At 54.5% G+C, this 21,512-nt stretch carries 22 protein-coding genes; 10 read left to right on the forward strand and 12 right to left on the reverse strand.

Features of this window, described 5'->3' with window-relative positions; translation table 11 throughout:
* Nucleotides 1–223: 223 nt before the first annotated feature.
* From ACZ52Z_RS20245 to ACZ52Z_RS20275, 7 genes are all read left to right on the forward strand, one after another.
* On the forward strand, nucleotides 224–1,486 hold the full coding sequence (locus ACZ52Z_RS20245; RefSeq protein WP_464268580.1) for a glycosyltransferase: 1,263 nt from the start codon (nucleotides 224–226) through the stop codon (nucleotides 1,484–1,486).
* Nucleotides 1,487–1,552: 66 nt separating this feature from the next.
* Complete coding sequence (locus ACZ52Z_RS20250; RefSeq protein WP_464268581.1) at nucleotides 1,553–3,304, forward strand: sugar phosphorylase; 1,752 nt, start codon at nucleotides 1,553–1,555, stop codon at nucleotides 3,302–3,304.
* A 37-nt stretch (nucleotides 3,305–3,341) separates the two neighbouring features.
* The gene (locus ACZ52Z_RS20255) at nucleotides 3,342–3,725 is read left to right on the forward strand and encodes a phosphomannose isomerase type II C-terminal cupin domain (protein WP_464268582.1); all 384 of its coding nucleotides are present in this window, start codon (nucleotides 3,342–3,344) and stop codon (nucleotides 3,723–3,725) included.
* A complete protein-coding gene (locus ACZ52Z_RS20260) occupies nucleotides 3,722–4,885 on the forward strand; it encodes a zinc-binding metallopeptidase family protein (protein ID WP_464268583.1) in 1,164 nt (387 codons plus the stop codon). The genes ACZ52Z_RS20255 and ACZ52Z_RS20260 overlap by 4 nt, the downstream gene beginning before the upstream one ends.
* Nucleotides 4,872–5,858 carry a glucosyl-3-phosphoglycerate synthase gene (locus ACZ52Z_RS20265; RefSeq protein WP_464268584.1) on the forward strand — a complete coding sequence of 329 codons (987 nt, stop codon included), beginning with the start codon at nucleotides 4,872–4,874 and terminating at the stop codon, nucleotides 5,856–5,858. The genes ACZ52Z_RS20260 and ACZ52Z_RS20265 overlap by 14 nt, the downstream gene beginning before the upstream one ends.
* Nucleotides 5,859–6,004: 146 nt before the next feature.
* A complete protein-coding gene (locus ACZ52Z_RS20270) occupies nucleotides 6,005–7,462 on the forward strand; it encodes a glycosyltransferase family 4 protein (protein ID WP_464268585.1) in 1,458 nt (485 codons plus the stop codon).
* A gap of 3 nt (nucleotides 7,463–7,465) precedes the next feature.
* Nucleotides 7,466–8,341, forward strand: a complete 876-nt coding sequence (locus tag ACZ52Z_RS20275; RefSeq protein ID WP_464268586.1) for an HAD family hydrolase — start codon at nucleotides 7,466–7,468, stop codon at nucleotides 8,339–8,341.
* On the opposite strand, the gene ACZ52Z_RS20280 is transcribed toward ACZ52Z_RS20275, so the two are convergent.
* From ACZ52Z_RS20280 to ACZ52Z_RS20325, 10 genes are all read right to left on the reverse strand, one after another.
* Entirely contained in the window at nucleotides 8,317–9,198 is an 882-nt protein-coding gene (locus tag ACZ52Z_RS20280) for a cytochrome b N-terminal domain-containing protein (RefSeq protein WP_464268587.1), read from the reverse strand. The genes ACZ52Z_RS20275 and ACZ52Z_RS20280 overlap by 25 nt on opposite strands.
* A complete protein-coding gene (locus ACZ52Z_RS20285) occupies nucleotides 9,195–9,647 on the reverse strand; it encodes a QcrA and Rieske domain-containing protein (RefSeq protein ID WP_464268588.1) in 453 nt (150 codons plus the stop codon). The genes ACZ52Z_RS20280 and ACZ52Z_RS20285 overlap by 4 nt, the downstream gene beginning before the upstream one ends.
* On the reverse strand, nucleotides 9,644–10,174 hold the full coding sequence (coaD, locus tag ACZ52Z_RS20290; RefSeq protein WP_464268589.1) for a pantetheine-phosphate adenylyltransferase: 531 nt from the start codon (nucleotides 10,172–10,174) through the stop codon (nucleotides 9,644–9,646). Before coaD ends, ACZ52Z_RS20285 begins: the two co-directional genes overlap by 4 nt.
* Nucleotides 10,171–10,770, reverse strand: coding sequence for a 16S rRNA (guanine(966)-N(2))-methyltransferase RsmD (rsmD, locus tag ACZ52Z_RS20295; protein ID WP_464268590.1), 600 nt, complete (start codon nucleotides 10,768–10,770; stop codon nucleotides 10,171–10,173). The genes coaD and rsmD overlap by 4 nt, the downstream gene beginning before the upstream one ends.
* Nucleotides 10,771–10,881: 111 nt before the next feature.
* On the reverse strand, nucleotides 10,882–11,526 hold the full coding sequence (locus ACZ52Z_RS20300; protein ID WP_464268591.1) for a phosphatidylserine decarboxylase family protein: 645 nt from the start codon (nucleotides 11,524–11,526) through the stop codon (nucleotides 10,882–10,884).
* A gap of 40 nt (nucleotides 11,527–11,566) precedes the next feature.
* Nucleotides 11,567–12,052, reverse strand: coding sequence for an acetolactate synthase small subunit (gene ilvN, locus ACZ52Z_RS20305; RefSeq protein WP_464268592.1), 486 nt, complete (start codon nucleotides 12,050–12,052; stop codon nucleotides 11,567–11,569).
* Nucleotides 12,053–12,136: 84 nt separating this feature from the next.
* The gene (ilvB, locus tag ACZ52Z_RS20310; protein ID WP_464268593.1) at nucleotides 12,137–13,837 is read right to left on the reverse strand and encodes a biosynthetic-type acetolactate synthase large subunit; all 1,701 of its coding nucleotides are present in this window, start codon (nucleotides 13,835–13,837) and stop codon (nucleotides 12,137–12,139) included.
* Between the two features lie 57 nt (nucleotides 13,838–13,894).
* Nucleotides 13,895–14,107 carry a hypothetical protein gene (locus ACZ52Z_RS20315; protein WP_464268594.1) on the reverse strand — a complete coding sequence of 71 codons (213 nt, stop codon included), beginning with the start codon at nucleotides 14,105–14,107 and terminating at the stop codon, nucleotides 13,895–13,897.
* A 56-nt stretch (nucleotides 14,108–14,163) separates the two neighbouring features.
* The gene (locus ACZ52Z_RS20320; RefSeq protein ID WP_464268595.1) at nucleotides 14,164–14,733 is read right to left on the reverse strand and encodes a tetratricopeptide repeat protein; all 570 of its coding nucleotides are present in this window, start codon (nucleotides 14,731–14,733) and stop codon (nucleotides 14,164–14,166) included.
* Between the two features lie 185 nt (nucleotides 14,734–14,918).
* Entirely contained in the window at nucleotides 14,919–15,743 is an 825-nt protein-coding gene (locus ACZ52Z_RS20325; RefSeq protein ID WP_464268596.1) for a class I SAM-dependent methyltransferase, read from the reverse strand.
* A gap of 83 nt (nucleotides 15,744–15,826) precedes the next feature.
* Here ACZ52Z_RS20325 and rpmB point away from each other — a divergent pair, with 83 nt between their 5' ends.
* Complete coding sequence (gene rpmB, locus ACZ52Z_RS20330; protein ID WP_464268597.1) at nucleotides 15,827–16,021, forward strand: 50S ribosomal protein L28; 195 nt, start codon at nucleotides 15,827–15,829, stop codon at nucleotides 16,019–16,021.
* A 101-nt stretch (nucleotides 16,022–16,122) separates the two neighbouring features.
* Nucleotides 16,123–16,377, forward strand: a complete 255-nt coding sequence (locus ACZ52Z_RS20335) for a hypothetical protein (protein ID WP_464268598.1) — start codon at nucleotides 16,123–16,125, stop codon at nucleotides 16,375–16,377.
* Nucleotides 16,378–16,440: 63 nt separating this feature from the next.
* Here ACZ52Z_RS20335 and ACZ52Z_RS20340 read toward each other — a convergent pair whose 3' ends face one another.
* Nucleotides 16,441–17,268 (reverse strand): SDR family NAD(P)-dependent oxidoreductase, encoded by an 828-nt coding sequence (locus tag ACZ52Z_RS20340; protein ID WP_464268599.1) that lies wholly within the window; start codon nucleotides 17,266–17,268, stop codon nucleotides 16,441–16,443.
* Nucleotides 17,269–17,548: 280 nt separating this feature from the next.
* Here ACZ52Z_RS20340 and ACZ52Z_RS20345 point away from each other — a divergent pair, with 280 nt between their 5' ends.
* Nucleotides 17,549–20,419, forward strand: coding sequence for a M16 family metallopeptidase (locus ACZ52Z_RS20345; RefSeq protein ID WP_464268600.1), 2,871 nt, complete (start codon nucleotides 17,549–17,551; stop codon nucleotides 20,417–20,419).
* A 9-nt stretch (nucleotides 20,420–20,428) separates the two neighbouring features.
* Here ACZ52Z_RS20345 and ACZ52Z_RS20350 read toward each other — a convergent pair whose 3' ends face one another.
* Complete coding sequence (locus ACZ52Z_RS20350; RefSeq protein ID WP_464268601.1) at nucleotides 20,429–21,355, reverse strand: universal stress protein; 927 nt, start codon at nucleotides 21,353–21,355, stop codon at nucleotides 20,429–20,431.
* Between the last annotated feature and the right edge of the window lie 157 nt (nucleotides 21,356–21,512).

Consider the following 21,512-nt stretch of genomic DNA (forward strand, 5'->3'; position numbering starts at 1 on the left):
AGGACGGTGATTCCTTATGCCTAGCTTGCTGAGAAGATAAGCAGCAACTCCTGCGCTTTGCGGTAAAGAAGTGGTAAGCAACAGGCGGGGAAACCAGCGTTCCAGGAGTACGTCTGCTTGACTTAGCGAAGATGATTATATATACTTGATAGCAATATCTTTGAAATTACAACGTTTTGTTGCAGCTCAATAGATGGTCCCTTTATGCCTGGACGGTCAAGCTATGCCAGAACGAATCGGTTTTCTCTCTACCCGTTTTGCCGGAACGGACGGTGTGTCCCTCGAATCTGCCAAGTGGGCTGAAGTGCTGTGGCAGGACGAGCACACCAGTTACTGGTACGGCGGTATTCTTGATCGAAGCCGCGGCGTTTCCATGTGCGTACCGGAAGCCTATTTCGGGCATCCGGAAAATGAGTGGATCAACCAACGTATCTGGGGCCATACCCACCGTGCACCGGAAGTTACCCGACGCATCCATAACCTTGCCGAATACCTCAAGGGAACCCTTTACGAATTTATAAAGGCGTTCGACATCTCGGTTCTGCTGGTGCAGAATGCCCTCACCATTCCCATGCATCTGCCGCTCGGGTTGGCCATCACCGAGTTCTTGGCGGAAACAACCATGCCCGCCATTGCCCACCACCATGATTTTTACTGGGAGCGCAGCCGGTTTCAGGTCAACAATGTTCCTGATTTTCTCGACATGGCCTTTCCCCCCAAAGACATTCTGCTGCAGCACGTCGTCATTAACCAGGCTGCCCGTGAAGAACTGGCGTTACGCAAGGGGATTGCCTCGATGCTGGTGCCCAACGTTTTTGACTTCTGCAACCCTTCCGGTGCGCCGGACGAATACAGCCTGGACGTACGAAGCGCCATTGGCATCGAGCCGGAGGATAAATTGATTCTCCAGCCGACCAGGATTGTTCCTCGAAAGGGCATCGAGCATTCCATTACCCTGGTGAAGCGATTGAATGATTCCCGGTGCAAGCTGGTCATATCCCATGCAGCCGGAGACGAAGGCAACGACTATCCGGAGCAGATCGCTGAACTGGCGGAATCAGAGGGCGTTGATCTGCGTTTTTTCGGTCACCGTGTCGGCGACCGGCGCCACATTAACGGTGATGGAGAGAAGATGTATGTCTTACATGACCTTTATCCGCATGCAGACCTGGTGCTGTATCCATCCATTTATGAGGGTTTTGGTAATGCCCTGCTTGAGGCTTTTTATTTCAAGGTGCCCATTGTGGTGAACCGCTATCCGGTGTGGGTTCGTGATATTGAGCCGAAAGGGTTTCGGGTGCCGATTATGGACGGTTTTGTCAATCGTGCCGTGGTCGCTGAATCCGCGAGGTTGCTGGAGGATTCAGCGTATCGTGAACAGATGGTGACCCACAACTACGAGTTGGCAAAACGGTTTTACGGGTACCCCATCCTGCGATACTGCTTGCAGACATTGATCAGTAATATTGCGTATGGCATCTGGTAGGGCAGCGGTGAGAAAGCTGTAAACAGGGGGGCAGTTCAGAGCAAATCGTTAAGGAGCGAAATGGGTATGTGGCGATTGACCAATGTGTTTAAGGAGGCCCTGCGCAAACGGCTCTGCGCACTGTATGGCGAGCAGCCGGTTGATAGGCTGCTGGAACGCATCGCTCTGATCGCGGGAAGGTACAATTATCTGGAAGAGCGGTGCAGTGATGAGCAGCCCTGCTGGGACCAGCAGAGTTGCGTGTTCATCACCTACGGCGATATGATTCGCTGCGAGGAAGAACCGGGACTGGCCACCCTGGAAAGGTTTGCCCGGGAATACTTGCATGGGTTGGTGACGGTTATTCACCTTCTTCCCTTTTTTCCATCCAGTTCTGATGGCGGGTTTTCGGTGATCAATTACCGGGAGGTGGATCCGGCACTTGGATCGTGGGATAATGTGGAAATGCTTGGTCAGGAGTTTCGTTTGATGGTTGACCTGGTGCTTAACCACGTTTCCAGTCGCTCCAAATGGTTTGAAGATTACCGGGGGGCAATTGCTCCGGCCAGGGACTATTTTATCGAGGTTGATCCGGAGACCGATCTTTCCCAGGTGGTCAGACCGCGTACTTCTCCGCTGTTGACGCCAGTGACAACGGTCAAGGGAGAAAAACACGTCTGGACTACGTTCAGTGAGGATCAGATCGATCTCAACTATGCCAATCCGGATGTATTGCTGGAGATGATGGACATACTGCTGGGGTATATTAACCGGGGCGCCGTTATTGTGCGGCTGGACGCCATAGCCTACCTGTGGAAGGAGATCGGCACCCCCTGTATCAACCATCCCTGTACCCATCAGATAGTAAAGCTGTTGCGTGACCTGTTTGAACATATCACTCCCGGAGCCCTTCTGCTTACGGAGACCAATCTTCCCCATGCGGAAAATGTCAGCTATTTTGGGGATGGTGATGAGGCCCACATGGTCTATCAGTTCAGCCTGGCGCCACTGCTGCTCCATACTATTCATTCCGGGTCCGCCGCCCATTTGACCAGGTGGGCCAGATCATTGTCATCGCCCCCCCCGGGCTGCACCTTTCTTAACTTCACCGCTTCACACGACGGAATAGGGATCCGCCCGCTGGAAGGTCTGCTGGATCCGCAGGAGATCGATCACCTGGTAGCCGTTGTCAAACAATGCGGCGGGTATGTTTCCAGTCGCTCCGGTAAAGGGGGGGAGGAGGTCGTCTATGAGCTGAACATAACTTATTTCGACGCACTTCAGGATCCGGAGCGGAGCGATGACATCCCCTGGCATCTGCATCGGTTTTTTTGTTCTCAGGTAATCATGCTCGGCCTTAGAGGCTTGCCGGCAGTCTATTTTCACTCCCTTGTCGGTGGCAGAAATAATGCAAGAGAGGTCGCGGAGACGGGTATCAAGCGAATGGTGAACCGTGGTCGGTGGAAAGATGACGAACTGCGCCGGCTGTTGAATGACCCGCAGAGCCTGAATGCCATGGTGTATTCGAGGTATGCGGAGTTGCTGCGCCGACGCTCGACCTTGGCGGCCTTTCATCCGGATGCCGTCCAGGAGGTGTTTGATGGGCCGGAGAGCCTGTTCGTGTTGGGGAGAAGAACTCTCTCCGGGTCCCCATTGTTCTGTGTGCACAACGTGACGGGTCGCGCCCAGCTGTTTGATCCGGGAGAGGTTGTTGGGCTGGGGGGGACATCCACCACCTTTCTCGATCACCTTTCGGATCAAACAGTCACAGCTACAGTGGAGCTTGAACCGTATCGCTGTATGTGGCTCGAACCCTTGCCTGAACAGACAACAGGATGAGGGAAAAAGGCGGGAGCCTGCTGCAAAGAGGAAAAATATGGAAAATACCACCACTGCCACCTACCAGCAACTGACCGATCATCGTCCATGGGGAAGTTTTACTCTTCTCTGCGACGAGCAGGACCATAAGGTCAAGCGCATCGTGGTGAAGCCCGGGCAGCGGCTTTCGCTGCAACGGCATCGTCATCGTCGGGAACACTGGCTGATGGTCAGCGGCACTGCGCTGGTTACCCGAAATGACGAGCAGCTCACCCTCACTGCAGGAGAGGCCGTGGATATCGCCTTGGGGGACATCCATCGGGTGCAAAATGAAGGAACCGAAGAGGTGGTCTTTATTGAGGTGCAACTGGGCGATTATTTTGGCGAAGACGATATAGAACGACTTGAGGATGATTATGGCCGGATGCCGGACGTTTCGTGATGAGAGGTGATGGTGGAATCAGACGGCACCTGGCCATGTTGCCGGGACTGGTCCAAGCGCTTGAACCCTACCGGGAGATGCTGCTTGCCAATGTGATTATGATTGGCGAAATTCCGGCGCCTACTTTTGGCGAGGAAGAGCGGGTCAGTTTTATCAAACAGCGGTTTACCGAGTGCGGGCTTCAGAGTTGCTCCAGTGATGAGGTTGGCAACGGTATGGGTATTCTCCCCGGATCCACGGGAGAGGGGACCATTCTGATCAGTGCTCATGCCGATACCCCTTTTGCCGCCGGGGATAATCACACTTTCACCATTGAACCCGGCATCCTGCGCGGACCGGGCGTGGCGGACAACTCTTTGGGACTCGCGGTGCTTGCCACGCTGCCGACGGTCCTGGAAAAATTGCGACTGCCTCTGAAGAGCGACTTACTCCTGCTGGCATCGACCAGGAGTCGTGAGCAGGCAAATCAGCAGGGGATACGTTTCTTTCTCGCCAATACCCTGCTTCCTATCACCACCGGAGTGATACTTGAGGGCGCCCCTCTTGGCCGTCTCAATTACCGTTCCATGGCCTCTCTTGGCGGCAGGATCTCGTGCCATGTTGACCATAAGGCATGTCAACTCAGTGCCATTGAGGTGCTTAACTCACTGATATCAAGCATTCTGTCTATTGCTATGCAAGCCGAGACTAATACGGCTCTGGTTCTGGGCGCGATGCAGGGTGGTGTGACCTATAAGTTGCCAGCCCGAACGGCTGAGCTGAACTTTCAGGTGCGCAGCGATCTCGATGATCAGGTCAGTGCCATGCATGGCAACATCATGGACATACTCGATGAGGCTTCCAGAAAGAAGGGGGTTTTCGCTCATCTTGAGGTAATCGCCCGAACCCGCTCCGGAGGTCTTCATGGTGACCATCCGCTGGTTCTCACGGCCAGGCGAATCATGAGTACCATTGGCATCAGCTGTACGGCCAGTGTCTACTCCTCCACCATTTCGCCCTTTCTTGAGCATGCTATTCCGGCTGTGTGTGTTGGTCTGTCAGATGGAGACAATATCAACTATCCTGATGAATACGTGGAGATAGGTCCTCTGTTAACCGGACTTGCCCAGGTGATCGGGCTATTGCTCTGTATTGATGGAGGAGAGTATGCACAACATTAATGTCTGGCTGGAGAGCAACACTTTTCATCACAGTCAATTTTGGGACCTGTTGCGGCTCATACGAAAAAAGCAGGAGCAGGGGATCACGATTTCCCTGTGTATTCCAACCCTGAATGAAGAAAAGACCATCGGCAAAGAAGTGGTGCTGTTCAAGTCGGAATTACAGGACCGCTACCCGTTGCTTGATGAAATTGCTGTAATCGACTCCGGCTCTACCGACCGGACTCTCGAAGTAGCGGCATCTTTTGGTGCCGATGTCTATTCTGCGGCGGATATTTTGCCCGAACGAGGGTTTAAGCGTGGAAAGGGGGAGAACCTGTGGAAGGCAGTCTATCAGTTGCAGGGGGATATAGTCGTTTATGTGGATGCCGATATAACCAATATCCATCCGCGGTTTGTTTATGGGCTGGTTGCGCCGCTGATTTTCAGGCCAGAGGTGCACTATGTCAAATCCTTTTATGACCGTCCGCTGGCCCTGTCTAAGGACATCCGCGCCTCCGGGGGCGGGCGGGTCACGGAGATATTGGTCAGGCCGCTCTTTTCGCTTTTTTTTCCTGAACTGACAGCTATCATACAGCCCCTTTCAGGAGAATACGCCGTTCGACGCCAGATCCTGGAAAAAATACCGTTTCCCATCGGATACGGCGTTGAAACCTCTCACCTGATAGACGTCTACACCCAATATGGCCTGGAAGCCTTTGCCCAGACCGATCTTGACCGGCGGGTGCACCGGCATCAGGATACCAGGGATCTGGGAAAGATGGCATTCGGGATATTGCAGACATTTATCCGGCGGCTTGAGGCAGCGGGCATGGTGGCTGATCTGTCGCAGTTGACAACCAATCTGCGTCAGTTTCAGGTCCGAAACCATCGGTACGAACAGATTATTCATGAGATTGTTGAAGAGGAGCGCCCGCCGATGGAGCACCTCGCCGCCTACAGGGAAAAATTTGCCTTGGGTGGAGACCGGTGAGCCGGTATTGTTCCTGCTTTCGGGGTGTGAGAACCGGCGTATGTGGACCGTGGATGCAACAGGTGTGGCTGTGCAGGGCTGCTTTCCTCCCGTGGAAGGGGCCTGGCAGGGTTAAGGGCAAATGTGACAGGCGGGACAAGTGAACAATGCGGGTAGCTATCGTCCATTACCATCTCCAGCCTGGAGGCGTCACTCGGATTATTGAGCACTGCCTCAGGGGGCTGGCGGATAAGCCTGTCAAAGTCGTGGTGTTGACTGGCCGGCGGCCTCCATCTTCCTTTGTCGGTGCATGGAGAGTGGTCAAAGGGTTGGAGTATGAACAGTACAGACCCTCGATTTCGCCCGCCTCACTGGCAATGGAGATGCGGGCTGCTGCCAGAGAGGCACTTGGAGACAGTCCTGACTTGTGGCATGTTCACAATCACAGTCTGGGGAAAAATACAGTGTTGGCAGGGGCCTTATTGTCGCTGGCAAAAGCAGGTGAAGCTCTGCTGCTGCAGTTGCATGACTTTGCTGAAGATGGACGGCCGGCCAATTACCGTCTGATGCTCAGAACCATGGCTCAAGGGAGGAGAATTGCTCTGGCCAAGCTGTTGTATCCCCTTGCAGACCATGTGCACTATGCCTTACTGAACAAAAGAGATTTCGGTTTTCTCCTTGATGCGGGAGGCCTCCCCGGAAATCTCCACCTGGTGCCCAATCCTGTGGAGCTGCATGCCGACTGTTCGCACCCCAAAGCCAAGCAAAGAGAGGAAGAACTTTTCTGGCTGTATCCGACAAGGGCAATACGTCGGAAGAACATCGGTGAATTGCTTCTCTGGGCAGCTTCCGCACCTCCCCATCATCGCTTCGCCACTTCGTTGGGTCCGGACAATCCTCTCGAGCGCCCCCGGTATGAGCGCTGGAAGGCCTTGAGTCGAGAGCTGGGATTGCCGGTCGCCTTTGAGATTAGCTCCAGTCCGGGAACTGATTTTGTGGAGTTGCTGCGTCAGGCAGATATAGTGGTAACTACCAGTGTGGCCGAGGGCTTCGGATTGGCTTTTTTGGAGCCCTGGCTCGTGGGACGGCCGGTGAGCGGAAGGATTCTTGAGGAAATTACCCAGGAGTTTTGCGAGGCCGGAGTACAACTGCCGTGGGGATATCATCGTCTCGATGTTCCGCTTCCCTGGTTCGGCAGGGAAAGGGTTATCGCTGCAGCCAGAAACGGGCTTCTTCGGAGTATGGACGCCTACGCACGCGTCCCGGCACCGGGGGACCTGTCGCGGGTATTGGACGCCTGGATTGCCAATGACATGGTGGATTTCGGTCGATTGGATGAGGCTTTGCAGGAAACAGCCATCCGCAGGGTCGTTGACCGGGGCGGTGAAGACCTGCCATTTATCCCTTCAATCCTTTCCTGCCCTGAAGATGCGCAAGCGGTGATTACCAACAACTGCCATATTCTTCAGCAGCACTATTGTTTGCGGGAGTATGGTAATCGGCTGTATGCCCTGTACCTTCAAGTTGCCGCGACTTCGTCCTCTTCAGTTGAGGCACTGGATGGAGAGATCCTGCTTGATCATTTTCTCGCTCCTGAGCGGCTGCACCTGCTTCGCGTGGATTGAATCATGGTCATGGATGCTGTTGAGCGACGAATGTTGGCACGCTTACTGGGGCCAATGTCCATTGTGCATACCAGCCTCCCTCTCCGGTGGAGGCCAACAACGGCAAAGGTAGTGATTTTTGATGTGTATGGCACGCTGCTTTCCTCCGCTGCCGGGGATGTGGGGTCAGAGGTTGCAGGTGACGACGGTGAGACGTTCGTTTGTGCGCTCAATGATGCCGGAATTATTGGCACTCCTCTCAATTCTCGTCTCTGCAGTGGGCTGATCGAACAAACAGTTCAGGAAGCGCGTAGAGCGCGGATGGCGCAGGGAGTGGATCATCCGGAAGTGGATATCCTGGAGGTCTGGCGCTGCGTACTAGACCGGTTGGGAATGGATGGCGTCGATCAGTCCACGCTGCGATTGGCTGCCCTTGCCTATGAGTGTCGGGTGAACCCGGTGTGGCCCATGCCCGGATTGTCCATGACTCTGGATGCACTTGCCGGTGCGGGGGTGGAGATGGGAATCCTCTCTAATGCCCAATTTTATACGCCGCTCCTGCTTGAGTACTTTTTGGGAGGTTCGCTTCAACATATTGGTTTGTGCTCCGACCTGCTCCGCTGGTCTTACCTGGAGGGGGTTGGCAAACCTTCTATGGAATTCTTTGTCGGAATGCAGCAGCAGGTGACTCAACGAGGGGGGGCTCCCCATCATGTACTCTATGTGGGCAATGATATGCGCAAGGATATCCTGCCAGCTCGACAGGTTGGGTGGCAGACGGTCCTGTATGCGGGAGATACCCGGTCATTGCGGCTTTTACCTGATTGTTCTGCCCGAGCTGGGCAAGAGCCTGACATGGTTATCCATCGGTTGGATCAACTCATTGATATTCTCACGTAGCTGATCGCCGAGATGAGTGCATAGGCAAGCAGCCAGGAGCCGATTGCCCAGAAGTACATGGGGCGCCGTGGAGCCTCCTCCGGGATGAGGTAAAGGAAAAGCATGGGCAGCAGGGGCAGCAGGACGCCGGCAATAAAGGTCGACAGGAAGCGAAGGAGTTCCTGCAGGCCCAGGAAAAACCAGGGGCCGGCTATATGGAGGAGCCCGATACGGTCCGGTTCTGCCGGGGTGGGCAGAAAAACGGCGATCGCCACGGTCGCCAGCAGCAGGGCGATATGATTTCGCCACAGGGCGGGGTAACGCTTGAGGTGCGGCCACAGGGTGTACGCGCCTGCGGCAACCAGCCCGATCACGTGGTGCAGATAGACTTTTCTCAGGCCGCTGTCCTGAATATCAAAAAGCAGGTCATTTGTCCACTCGCCGATCAGAGGAATGGAGAGACAGATATGTTCTGCGATCGCTCCCGCTGCTTCACCTGTGGCATCTCCACGCAGTACGTAGCCGGTAAAGAGGAGCAGTACCGCCAGCGGCAGCGATGAGCAGAGCCTGATCCAGGCTTTGCGCGAAGGGATATCCGTCCGATTCCAGAGGATGGCGACAACGTGGCCGAGCAACAGTAAAAAAAACAGCTGGCTGGAGTAGTAGTGCAGTGCTCTCCAGAAACGGCCATACGGAATAACAAGTTCTATCGTCGCCGTGGAGTAAAATGCTTCTGCAGGATCGTACTGGAGGGCCAGAACGATCCCGGAGAGAAGCGAAACATACAGACTGATCAGGGACTGACCGCCCCATCGGTTACCGAGAAAGGCCGCCTTGAAGCGACTCGGAGAGAGGAAGCGGAGACAGCGGTTGATCATATGAGTTCAACCACGTACTTGGTCACCTCGCCATTGATATCGCGTTTGATCTCCACAGCGTAGGTGGGCAGGTTCCGTTCCGCAGGGCCGGAAAGCCGCTGGCCCTGGCGGGAAAACCTGCTTTGGTGGCAGGGGCATTCAATGAAGTCTTTGTCTTCAAGAAAATTGACTCGACAGCCCAGGTGGGTACACGTGCGTGATACGGCCTGGGCTGTATCGTGGGCGGCAAAGAGGATGAAGTCCCTTTCGGCATAGTACCCGCTGAGGGGCAGTGGCGCGTCAACAGAGACATATCGGGGCTTGGGCTTCACCTTGAACTGCGTATACCGGAGCAGCGGATACCCGATTATCGCGGTTGCGGCTGCGGCAGACCAGGCAAATACTCGACGCAACCACGTACGGCGGGTTATTCGTTGCGTCAATGGCGGAGGGGGGGGCTGCGGACTCATGAATGGAACTTATCCTTGAGCGCCTTTTCAACATGCGCCGGAACCAGTCCGGTTATATTGCCTCCGCATTTGGCGGCATCCTTGATGCTGGTGGAGCTGATATAAATCCAGCGAAAACCGGTCATAAGGAATACCGTCTCCACCTCGCGCTGCAATCTTCGGTTCATCAGGGCGAGCTGAAATTCATAATCAAAGTCGGAAAGTGCCCGCAGTCCGCGGATGATGGTGGCGGCATTGTTTTGCAGGGCAAAATCCACTATCAGGCCGTCGGTGCTGGCAATGGCCACCCGATGGTCCAGGTCGTTGAAGGATCGATTGATCAGGTCAATGCGCTCTTCCAGGGAAAAGAGCGGTTTTTTTTGGGCATTGATTGCCAGGGTGATAATGATTTTGTCAAAAATATTCAGTCCCCGCTTGATGATATCGATATGCCCGTTGGTAATGGGGTCAAAGGTGCCCGGGTATACCGCAATAGTAGGTGAGAGGGCCGAGGCGTCTGGCAGCTGGTGGTGGTTGTGATCGGTCATTGGAGGTTGATAGGTTGTAGGTCTGGTCGCAGCGAATACATCCATATGCCGGTCTCTCCGTACCGGCGCTGGTCGCTCAGGGTGAGGGTACGGGTCGTGCGGGGCAGGGCGACGTTATGGTGTTCCTCTACGATTACCATTCCTCCCGGCGCGAGCAACTCGGCCTCTTCAATCATAGCCAGGGTACCGCCAACCAGGTTTTTTCTGTATGGTGGATCCATAAAAATGAGGTCAAAAGAGCACCCGGGAGCCAGTTTTTTTTCCAGCAGCAGCCGCAGACGAGGGGATGGCAGTCGCTGCCGCAGCAGCAGGGCCTGGGGGGCGGGAAAGCAGGCGCAGAGGTTGGAGTGGATAATGCGGCTGGCTTCCCGTGATTGCTCGACCAGAACGACAAGTTCTGCTCCTCTGCTCATGGCCTCGATTCCCAGGGCGCCGCTCCCGGCATAGAGGTCCATAACCCTGCTTCCACTCACCTTGTTCCCGAGAATATTAAACACCGCCTCCCGTACCCGGTCACTCGTCGGTCGGATGATTTCACCGGCACCTTTCAGGGTGGCGAGTTTCCGCCCCCGTTTTGCGCCTCCGGTTATCCGCATGCCTCGCTGTCCTGTTGCAGTGTATCTGTCGCTTTTCCGTCTGCCATCGTCGGTCGCCGGTAACTCGTACTGTCTCCATGGCTCAGAAGTTGCTGTATAGTTGTGGGGTAATTAACCAAGCTGGCCGAGCAGGCTCTCTCCTCCTTTCACGGTGTCGCCCTCTTTGACCCTTATCGTTGCATCAAGCGGCAGATAGAGGTCGACTCTGGAACCAAAGCGGATAAGGCCGTAACGTTCACCGGCGTGGATGGTATCATCTTTTGCAGCGTGACAGACGATACGCCTGGCGATTAGCCCGGCAATCTGGACGACACAGTACTGTTTGCCGCTGTCGGTGTTGACAGTGAGGGCGCAATACTCATTGTGGAGCACGGCCTTATCTTTATCGGCAGCATAGAATCTTCCCGGCTGGAAGGCCACACCGGTCACTTTGCCGGAGAGGGGTACCCTGTTGACATGCACATTGAACACATTCATGAAAATGCTGATTTTTTTTACCGGTCCCTGGAGAAAACGACTGTCTTCGGTTTCCTTTACGACGATGATCTTGCCGTCGGCCGGACAGATGATCGCATCCTTTTCTTCGGGCAGTACACGCGCTGGGTCACGGAAGAACCAGGTGGTAAAACCGGTGAGAACCAGCGCGGCGAGGGCAGGAAGCGTAAGACCGACCAGAGCGAGGATCAGCGAGGTAAATGCGCTGAAAAGAATAAAGGGATAACCTTCAGGGTGTATGGGGATGGCTGCTTTTTTCATTGTGTAGGCGGTGATGGGTGGAGGTATGGGACGCAGGGGTCTATTTCGTTTTTGGAGCCCGAGACATGGCAACGGTGCCGGTACGGATGATTTCCTTGATGCCAATGGGTTTGAGGATGTCGATAACCGCTTTGATTTTGGAAGCTGAACCAGTTACTTCCACCGTATAGGAATTTGCGCTGACATCGACCACCTTGCCTCGGAAAATATCAATGATGCGCAGGACTTCTGCTCGGCTTGAAGCATCAGCCTTTACCCGAATCAGGACCATTTCTCTTTCGACATATTCGGTTTCGTTCAGGTCTGTGACCTTGATCACATCGATCAACTTGTGCAGCTGTTTGATGGCCTGTTCAATGACCCCCCGCTCACCGCTGGTCACCAGGGTCAGACAGGAGACTTCCTTGTCGATGGTTTCCGCAACACAGAGGCTTTCGATGTTGAAGCATCGACCGCTGAAAAGACCTGTAACATGGGACAATGCTCCTGGTTTGTTCCGTAGGAGCACGGAGAGGGTATGCTTCATGTCAGTTCGGTTCCTTGGAGTGTTTTTAAGGTGAGGTGGTGCGTTTTGGGGGCTACCAGAGGCCGCGATTGCGCCCCTGGGCGATTAAACCAGCAGCATTTCTGTTGTCGGTGCTCCGGCCGGTACCATGGGGAAGACTCCTTCCTCCCGACTGACTGTAAAGTCCATGATTACCACGTTATCGGTTTCCAGGGCTTGCCGTATGACTGGTTCGACCTCTTCTTTGGTTTTGGCACGAAGTCCCACAGCCCCGTATGCCTTGGCAAGTTCTACAAAATCGGGAGTGTGCTCCATCACTGTGGAGGCATAGTGACGATTGTAGAATAATTCCTGCCACTGCCGTACCATTCCCAGGTACCTGTTGTTGAGGATGGCGACCTTGACGGGCATGCCGTATTCCTTGGCCGTTGCCAGTTCCTGGATGTTCATCTGAATGGAGCCGTCGCCTGCGATGTCGACCACGGTTTTGTCGGGAAAGGCAAATTGTGCGCCAATGGCGGCCGGCAGACCGTACCCCATGGTTCCCAGGCCGCCTGAGGTCAGTAACTGGCGAGGCTGGTTGAAGCGATAGAACTGGGCCGTCCACATCTGGTTTTGGCCGACTTCAGTGGTAATGATCGCATCGCCGCCGGTCAGTGCATTGATGGTCTCGATCACAAACTGGGGTTTGATGATGTTGCCCTCTTCGTGATAAATAAGCGGGTGTTTTTTATTCCAATCCCAGACCTGTTCCACCCACTGGTGATTGCGGCTATGGTCTTGCATCTCTGCGATCTCGGGGGCGGTGTCCATCCAGTTGTTCATGGCCACCAGCGCTTCCTTGCAGTCGGCGACAATGGGGATATCCACAGCCACGTTTTTACTGATTGAGGTGGGATCGATATCGATATGGATAATCTCAGCATGGGGAGCAAAAGCCTCAATTTTACCGGTGACACGGTCATCAAAGCGTGAACCGACAGCAATAAGGAGGTCGCTTTTGGCTACTGCCATGTTGGCAGCATAGGTGCCGTGCATGCCCAGCATGCCCATGGAGAGCGGATCCGTCCCCGGGTAGGCGCCGAGTCCCATGAGGGTCATGGTGACAGGGATGTTCAAACGCCGGGCAAAGCGGGTTAATTCTTCACTGCCGTTGGCGAGAATAACCCCGCCGCCTACGTACAGGACAGGTTTTTTTGCTTTGAGACAAGCCTTGCATGCTTTTTCAATCTGCCCTGGATGCGGTGCAGTATTCGGCTGATAGGTGGGCATTTTTGCCTGCTGTTTTGCCGGGTAGGCAATCTGGGCGCCAATTACATCTTTGGGCAGGTCGACAAGTACCGGCCCGGGGCGTCCGGAGGCCGCCAGATAGAAGGCTTCGCGCAGGGTCGGTATCAATTCTTCCGGATCATTGACCAGGTAGTTGTGTTTGGTGCAGGGACGGGTAATGCCGACAATATCAACTTCTTGAAAGGCATCGTTGCCGATCAGTGCCCGGGGTACCTGGCCAGTGAGGACGACGAGCGGGATGGAATCGCAATAGGCGGTGGCGATTGCCGTTACCCCGTTGGTGGCACCGGGGCCAGAGGTCAATATGGCTACGCCCACCCTGCCCGTTGCTCTGGAAAATCCATCTGCTGCATGCACTGCTCCCTGTTCGTGACGGACAAGAACATGCTTGATATCTGTTTTGCACAATTCGTCATAGAGTTCAATAACGGCTCCGCCCGGGTAGCCGAAAACAAGATCAACGCCTTCTTCTTTCAGGCACTTCATGATAGCCTGAGAGCCGGTTATCTTACTCATTGGATTCCTCTTTCCTGTGGTTTGACTGGTCCGCGCAAAGTGCTGGTGGGGACGATATTAGCAGAGGGAGTTGTTTCTTTCCGGTGCGGGCTTTACCTGTACAGCATCCCGATTCGGTCGAGCCCGCTTGCTCCGAAGTTTTTTTCCGGGAAAATTATTGAATATATAGACGATAAAATTAGCTGTCAAGGAGGAACGCCCTGCCTGTAGGCGGCCAATGGGATATTCCCACTGCTGGTTGAGGGAGACTGAAGCCTGCGAGGTGGTCATGCGTGGGGCCGATCAATGACCAGCACCATTGCAGGCTGCATTTTCCTGCATGGAGCTTACTGCTGCTGCTCCAGCTGGCTGATGATATCCGAAACCAGCGTACCTGAGGGGGTGCTGGCCTCAGGATTCGCAGAAACAAGCCGCTTCCACTCCATGATGGCCCCTTTTCGATCATTGAGGTCATTGAGCAGCACCACCCCTTTATTAAATCGGGCCTGCTCATGCGCGGGATCAACCTGAAGGACGTTGTTGAACATTTCCACAGCTTTTTGGGGTTGTCCGTTTCTTCTGTACATGACACCGAGATCGGTCATGACATCTGTATTGCCCGGTGTGAGTGTAAGTGCCTGTTGATAGGCAGAGATTGCTTTTTTCGGTTGGTCGGAGTCAAAATAGGCGTGGCCCAGTTGCACCCATGCCTGGACATCTTCCGGGGTGCTGCTGGTTTGCTGCTCTAGCTGCATTATGAGGGCAGCGGCGTCTTCATGGTTGTGCTCTCCGGTGGAGACAGGCGTTGGCGTCTGCAACGCGCTGTACAGCACACCGCAGACAAAACCAATAAGCAGAGAGGCGGCTATGCTGATGTACAACGTTTGTTTTTTAACCTTGTGACTGGCGGCTGGCATGGTACTGGCTCCGGAGTGATGATTAGGCTCGTGTGATGTTACTCTTGCATGGCACACCTGACGGTATGCGGTGAACGTCGGTGAGCTGGACGTTTCTCCTCAACATTCATACCCACTCGGTAGGAGCCCGTCAAGGGAGGCCAGCGAGAAACGGCGGAGAAAAGGAAAAGGCCTTTGGTAAAGGGTTACTGCAGTTCCACGGTAAAGCAACAGCGATCGGTTCGAGGGCCACAATGGCCACAGCGATGGACAGCGACCGATTGCAGAACTTTCCCGGCCTCTATGCAGGCGCGGGTTATCACCTCAAGCACCGGTCCAGGGTCCCGGTTGGAAACCATGGCGTAGTAGTGCAGCGTGCCGCCGGAAACGATTGCAGGAAGTGCATGGGTGAGGAGGGAGCCGTCTCCGGTCGGCAGAACGGTGACCAGACGATCGAACTGCAGGCCCAGCCCTGGCAGCTCCTGGCGGGCATCGCCGAGCTGGAGACGAACGGTTTTTTCAGCCTTGTTCAATTGAACATTGCAGAGGGCGAACTGATGAGCAGATGGATTTTTCTCTATTCCGACAATCAAGCGGGCATTACTGTGCCGGGCCATGGTAAGTGGAAAAGGACCGACCCCCGAACAGAGGACAGCCACCCGCTCACCGTCCTTCACCTGTCGCGCCAGGCGCAGCCGTTCGCCGGCCAATCGTACCGAGTAATACATCTGGTCGAGATCAAGGGCCAGGCGGACACCATTTTCCCTGTGTACGGTGTGGGTTCGGTTTTCCCCGGCGATAACCACGAGGCGACGGGTTCTGAATTCGCCCTGATGTCCCCCGTTTCTTCTGGCGACCACTTTAACCCCGGGGTGGAGGGTCATATAGATGTTGCCGATCCGGGCCGCCTTGTCGTGTAATGCATCGGGAAGGGTGGTGATCAGGATGTCGCCAATACGGTCGTAACTCCATATCATGGCGTTCATTTCGCTCTCTGTGAGGACGCTGGCCATGGCCTTGTGAATTTGCATGATGAAAATCCTTGCATATTTCATTGTCGCAGGTATTATATACCATTTTTGAATTTTGAATACCTGATTAAGGAGAATATACCATGGCCCGTGTATGTGAAATTTGTGGAAAAGGTCCGGTTACCGGCAATAATGTGAGCCATGCCCATAACAAGACTCGTCGTCGCTGGCTTCCTAATCTGCAGAGAGTAAGGGCAGTGAGCGAAAATGGCAGCACTGTTCGCATTAACGCATGTACCCGATGTATACGTTCAGGTGCGGTTGTTAAGCCCGCTTGATGTAGAGGGTTCTTTCTGTGCAGGGCGAGTGGAGATTCTCTTCTCGCCTTTTTTTATTGGTAGAATGCCCCAAAAACACCAGTCATTGCGGAGCATGTTAAATGAGTGAAGAGATTCGATTCCTTCCCTATGAGCAAGCAGCGAATCTGGTTGCTGCCATCCAGGAAGAAGAAAATGTTCGTCGTCCGAATCACCGGGTATTAACGGTGTATAATCATGCCGACAAAGAGATTTGCTGGTTTGATTATGAAGAGGTTATGCAGGATCTCGGCATTACAAAAAGTGACGAGGAATCAAAGGCTAAGCTTACCGAATATATTCTGCACCGGATTCCGGACTGGGCAGTCGATATTTGACACCGACCGTGTGGCCCTCTCAGCCGGGGGTGGTGGGCTGTGGTGTCAAACCCATTTCAGCATTTAAATCACCCCTGCAGGCATATCCGGCACCTGTTCGCCGCCAAGCAGGTACCCTCCATCCAGCCTGATGACAGTACCTGTCATATAGTCTGCCTTTTCCAGAATAAACAATACCGCAGCCACCACCTCTTCCGGCCGACCAGTTCTCTGCAGGAGGATATGGTCGAGTAGTCTCTGCTGTTCAGCGGCCGTCAGTTCTTCCCAGCCCCTTGTTCCGGGGCCGTGCCTGGTGTCAAAGAAACCGAGCATGATTTCATTGACTCGGATTTTCGGTGCGCCCATCCTGGCCCATGTTTCGGTGAGGGAGCGAATCCCTCGATTGGCGGCAGCATATCCATCATTGAACAACAGACCGGCTGGTCCCGTTCTCCCAGTGCAGGCGGCAATGGAGGATATGTTCACTAGCGCTCCCTCCTCACTTCGCTGCAGCAATGGCAGACACTGGTCAAAAATCTGCCATTTTGCGTGGAGAGTTGTTTCCATCTCCACCTGCCACTGCTCCCTGTTCACCTCCCGACTATAGGCGCCATGGACAATTGGCATGCCTCCTCGTTCGATGTTGTTGATGACAACATCCAGGTGTCCGAAACGCTGCTTGATATTGTCGGCCAGCCTTTTGACGGCGTCAGGCTTTCGCAGGTCTGCCTCGATGAGCAGGTGCCTGTCCCCGTGGGCTTCAAAGCGCGAGCACATGGCTGCCGCATCCTCAGGCCAGTCGAACCAGGGGAGCGCCAGGCGCGCACCTCTGGCAGCCAGCGCCTCGGCAATAGCCTTGCCGAGGCCTCTGGTCGCTCCGGTCACCAGGCAATATTTGTCGCAAATATTCATGTCATCTCCACTTGATCGGTATTACATTAACCTGAGCTTGCAAGCGTTCAGGAGCGGTGCGGGGACGAGGACAAGGCGATATCCTAGCTGATAATACTTCAATGCATCGCCGGTAGATGTACCGTTTTTGTCGTCCCTCCGGGGCGGCATGGTAAGCCTGAGCTTGTATGATCCATTGCATCTTTATTTGAAAAATAAAGACAGTATACAACCCAGACCTAGAGTCGTCACGGGTTCAGGAACAAAAAGAGTTGAACATTATCACCCACAGGACACCCTAATGCTGGATACTCGATTCTCATCTTATTCCCGCCGCCTCACAGGATGGCTGGCGGCGGCAATCAGTCTTTTTTTGCTTGTTGCCTGTGCTGCAACACCACCAACGTTGCACAATTCTGCATCCGAATGCCTTTCAACAGTATGGCCTCATGAGCAAAGTGATCTGGATCCCGATCCGGCATTGATTTTTGGTCGGCTTGAAAACGGCATTCGCTATGTGCTGATGCCCAATGCGGAACCAAAAAATCGGGTTGGCATTTATCTCAATGTGCAGGCAGGCAGTCTGCACGAAACCGAGAAACAGCGGGGCCTGGCCCATTATCTGGAACACATGCTTTTTAACGGGACCACCCATTTTCCCCCCGGCACCCTGGTAGAGTATTTTCAGTCCATAGGGATGGGTTTTGGGGCAGATACCAACGCACATACCGGCTTTGACGAGACGGTTTACAAGCTGTTGCTTCCTGCGGGTGATCCGGCCACCATTGACCAGGGGATGCAGGTGCTTGCTGATTATGCCGGGGAAGCATTGCTTCTCAAGGAAGAGGTCGACAGGGAACGGGGTATAATTCTGGCTGAAAAACGGTCCAGAGATTCGGTAGCCGCCAGAGTGCGCAAAGCGCAGCTCAGGTTCGATTTTGCCGGCACCCTTGTGGCGGAACGTGACCCCATTGGCACGGAAGAGGTTCTTCTTGCAGCAGACAACAGCGACCTGCGGGGGTATTATAGCACCTGGTATCGACCTGAAAATATGGTGGTTGTGATTGTCGGCGACATGCCAGTCAAGACGGTGGAGGCCCTGGTTGCAAAGCATTTTGATGGATTGACCGCTGAAGCACCGCCTCCGCAGTGTCCCGAGTTCGGCAAGGTCAGGGAAACAGGGACCACTGTCCTTTCACTCCATGAACCTGAGCTGGGATATACCAGGGTGTCTTATGGGGTCGTGTATAACCAATCGCCGGTTCCTCCAACACGCGCGTGGGAGGAACAACAGCTCCATCGGTTTGTGGCGGCTACGCTCCTGAAAAACCGACTTGACCAGCTCACTCATGAACAGGGCAGTCCTTTTACCAGTGCTGATTCCTATTCCGGTTTGTTTCTGCGCGCCTTCGGCTATGGCACCGTTACTGCTGCCACAGACGAGGAACAGTGGCCCGTGGCACTTGCAACCCTTCGAGAGACCGTGAATCAGGCATTGCATACCGGTTTTACCACCAGCGAACTGGAACGGGTAAAAAAGGAGATACTTGCCTACCTGAAGAAGCAGCAGCAGACTGCTGCGACTCGAAGCAGTCAACGCATTGCCTCAGGGATCATTCGCAAGCTCAATAGCGGGGAAGTCATTCTTTCGCCGGCGCAGGAACTTGCCCTCTATGAACCGATGCTTGATACGATGACCGTGGAGGATGCCAATAATTCCTTTGCCCGCCAGTGGCAGCGTGACCGACGCCTTGTCCAGGTGGTCGGAACAGCAGAGCCTGGTACTGCTGGCAGCCTACCCGAGCACCATATCCTGCAGGCGCTTGCCCAGCCCGGTAGGGGGGCTGCCAGACAATGGGACGCGCACCAGGAGGTTTTTCCTTACCTGGAACGACCGACAACAACCGGTACTATCCTTGAGCAGAGTTATCATCAGGACGTAGGGGTGGAGAGTATTGTTCTTGAGGGAGGCGTTCGGGTCAATATCAAGCGTACGCCTTTTCAGCGCCGCCAGGTGAAAATTGCCGTGCATTTCGGCCAGGGTAAGCTGTCGGAGCCATCGGCAGGCTTGGCCCAGATGGCGAGGAACGTCATACAGGAAAGCGGGTTTGGCCGGCTCAATCGGCAGCAGTTGGACCAGGTGCTGGCAGGGAAAACAGCGACACTGAGTTTCAACGTGGGGCCGGAAAGCTTTTCCCTGACCGGTGAGGCCTTGAGTGAGGAGCTTGAGCTCCTGTTGCAACTGGTCTATGCCCAGTTGCATGATCCGGCGTTCAGGCAAACGGCCTTTGACCACGCCCGCCAGCGGTCGGAAAAAATGTATGAACAGTTGCACAACACTATCGAGGGGCAGGAACGTTTGGCCGGGATGCGATTTTTTACCGGAGACAATCCATCATACGCCATGGCTGGCCGGGATCAGGTTCTGGGTGTCCAATTGGAACAGATCATTCAGTGGCTGGAACCGGTTTTTGCCCGAGCACCTCTGGAAATTAATATAGTCGGCGATATCGACCCCATTGCAGCAGCGGAACTCGTGGAACGGTATTTCGGCAATGAATCCCGCATCGCCGAAAGCCAGATGCCCCGACAACCGGTTACATTCCCCACCGGAAAGCAGCATCACCTCCTTGTACAGACCTCGGTGGACAAGGCGGTGATTTCTGTGGCATGGAAGACTGACGACTTTTGGGATATCGGCAAGACAAGGCGATTAAACCTTCTTTCGTCTGTGCTGGATGATCGGCTGCGAGTGAAAATTCGCGAAGAGCTGGGGGCCACCTATTCCCCGGTCGTCTACAATCAGTCAAGCCGTACCCATAAGGGGTTCGGTCTGCTGATGGGACGAATGACCGTAGCTCCTGAGTTGGCCGACAAGATGGTGGAACTGGTGAAGACAAGCGCCGCCGCCCTGGGAAGCCGGGAAATCAGCAAAGAGGAGCTGCAGCGGGCGCTCTCGCCGACCCTCACAGCCATCAGGGACGCCAGGCGAAGTAATGGTTACTGGCTGAATGCTGTATTGGCCTTGTCCAGCAGGCATCCGGAGCAGCTGGAGTGGCCGATGACCATTATCGACGATTTCCAGTCAATAACAACCGCCGACATCCGGGGCTTGGCAGCCAGTTACCTCCAGCCGGAGACTGCTGCAGCAGTAGTGGTGCAACCACAATAACCGTCAAGCTCAGCCGACCAGCCAGACGGCGATATTCTGTGCCTGTTTGATGGTCTGGTCAGAGGCGCCCTTAATGAGCCCTTTTCCTGCCTGGCGACCACGTCGACCGATAACAATGGTTCCGCAGTTGAATTTTTTGGCCTGCCGCAGCAGGTCGGCCCCCACGTTGAGGTGCATCTGGGCTGGAAGCTGGGTAATCTTATTTTTGGGGATGCCGCTGTCGATCAGTACCTGCGCATGAGCGTAAAACAGGAAATTTTCCAGGTCCAGGTACTGTTCGCACCAGGCTCTTCCCCACTGGGCGTGAAAGTCCTCGGCCTGCGCCGGCTGCTGTTTCCCGAACATGGTGTTGGAATGGTAGAGGCAGATTTCAACATCAGGATGGTCCTTGAGCATAAAGGCGAGATGGTCTGCAGCCATGAGTGATTCCGGACGACTTTGTACTGCCAGCAGAAAACGTTGTGAACTGATTTCGCCGTCAATGATCCATATGGGGGTTTCGTGGCATTTCTCGATGAGTTCGCCCGAGGTGCTGCCGAAGAACATGCCGCCAACTGTACCTATCCCCCTGCGTCCAATGAGGATGGCATCGTACTGCCCCTGATTGGCTTCCTGATGCAGGCACGTGGAAATACCTACCGAAGCGGTCTTTACGGTGTAACTGACCTGTTCTTTGGTCAATCCATTGCGAACGAGCCTGGCTTTGGCGTCTTTCAGGTAACGATTGGCCACCCTTGATCGCTTCTCGGCTGCCGGTGTGAGTTCGCGCATGGGGTCAACATCAAACATCCAGTCCTGGCCGGCCCCGCTGGCAGAAACCACGCTGGTCAGGTGGACATGCAGGTTGGCGTCTTTGCCAAATATTTTCAGAAGGTAATCGAGGCTGTTGGAACTGTACACCGAGCCGTCGATGGCAACCAGCACAGATTTTTCCATGATCGCATGTCGGAGAGAAGATTGAAGGGGAAGCGCTATGTATTACACCTTTATTCCATCTGCATCAGTGACCGGGGCGAGTCTGCGCTGTATCCTTTGTCTGTTCTTGAAATATACACCCGCACGTGGAAGGAAAACACAGACTCGCCACGTTGTC

It is taken from the genome of Desulfogranum aggregans (assembly GCF_055398265.1).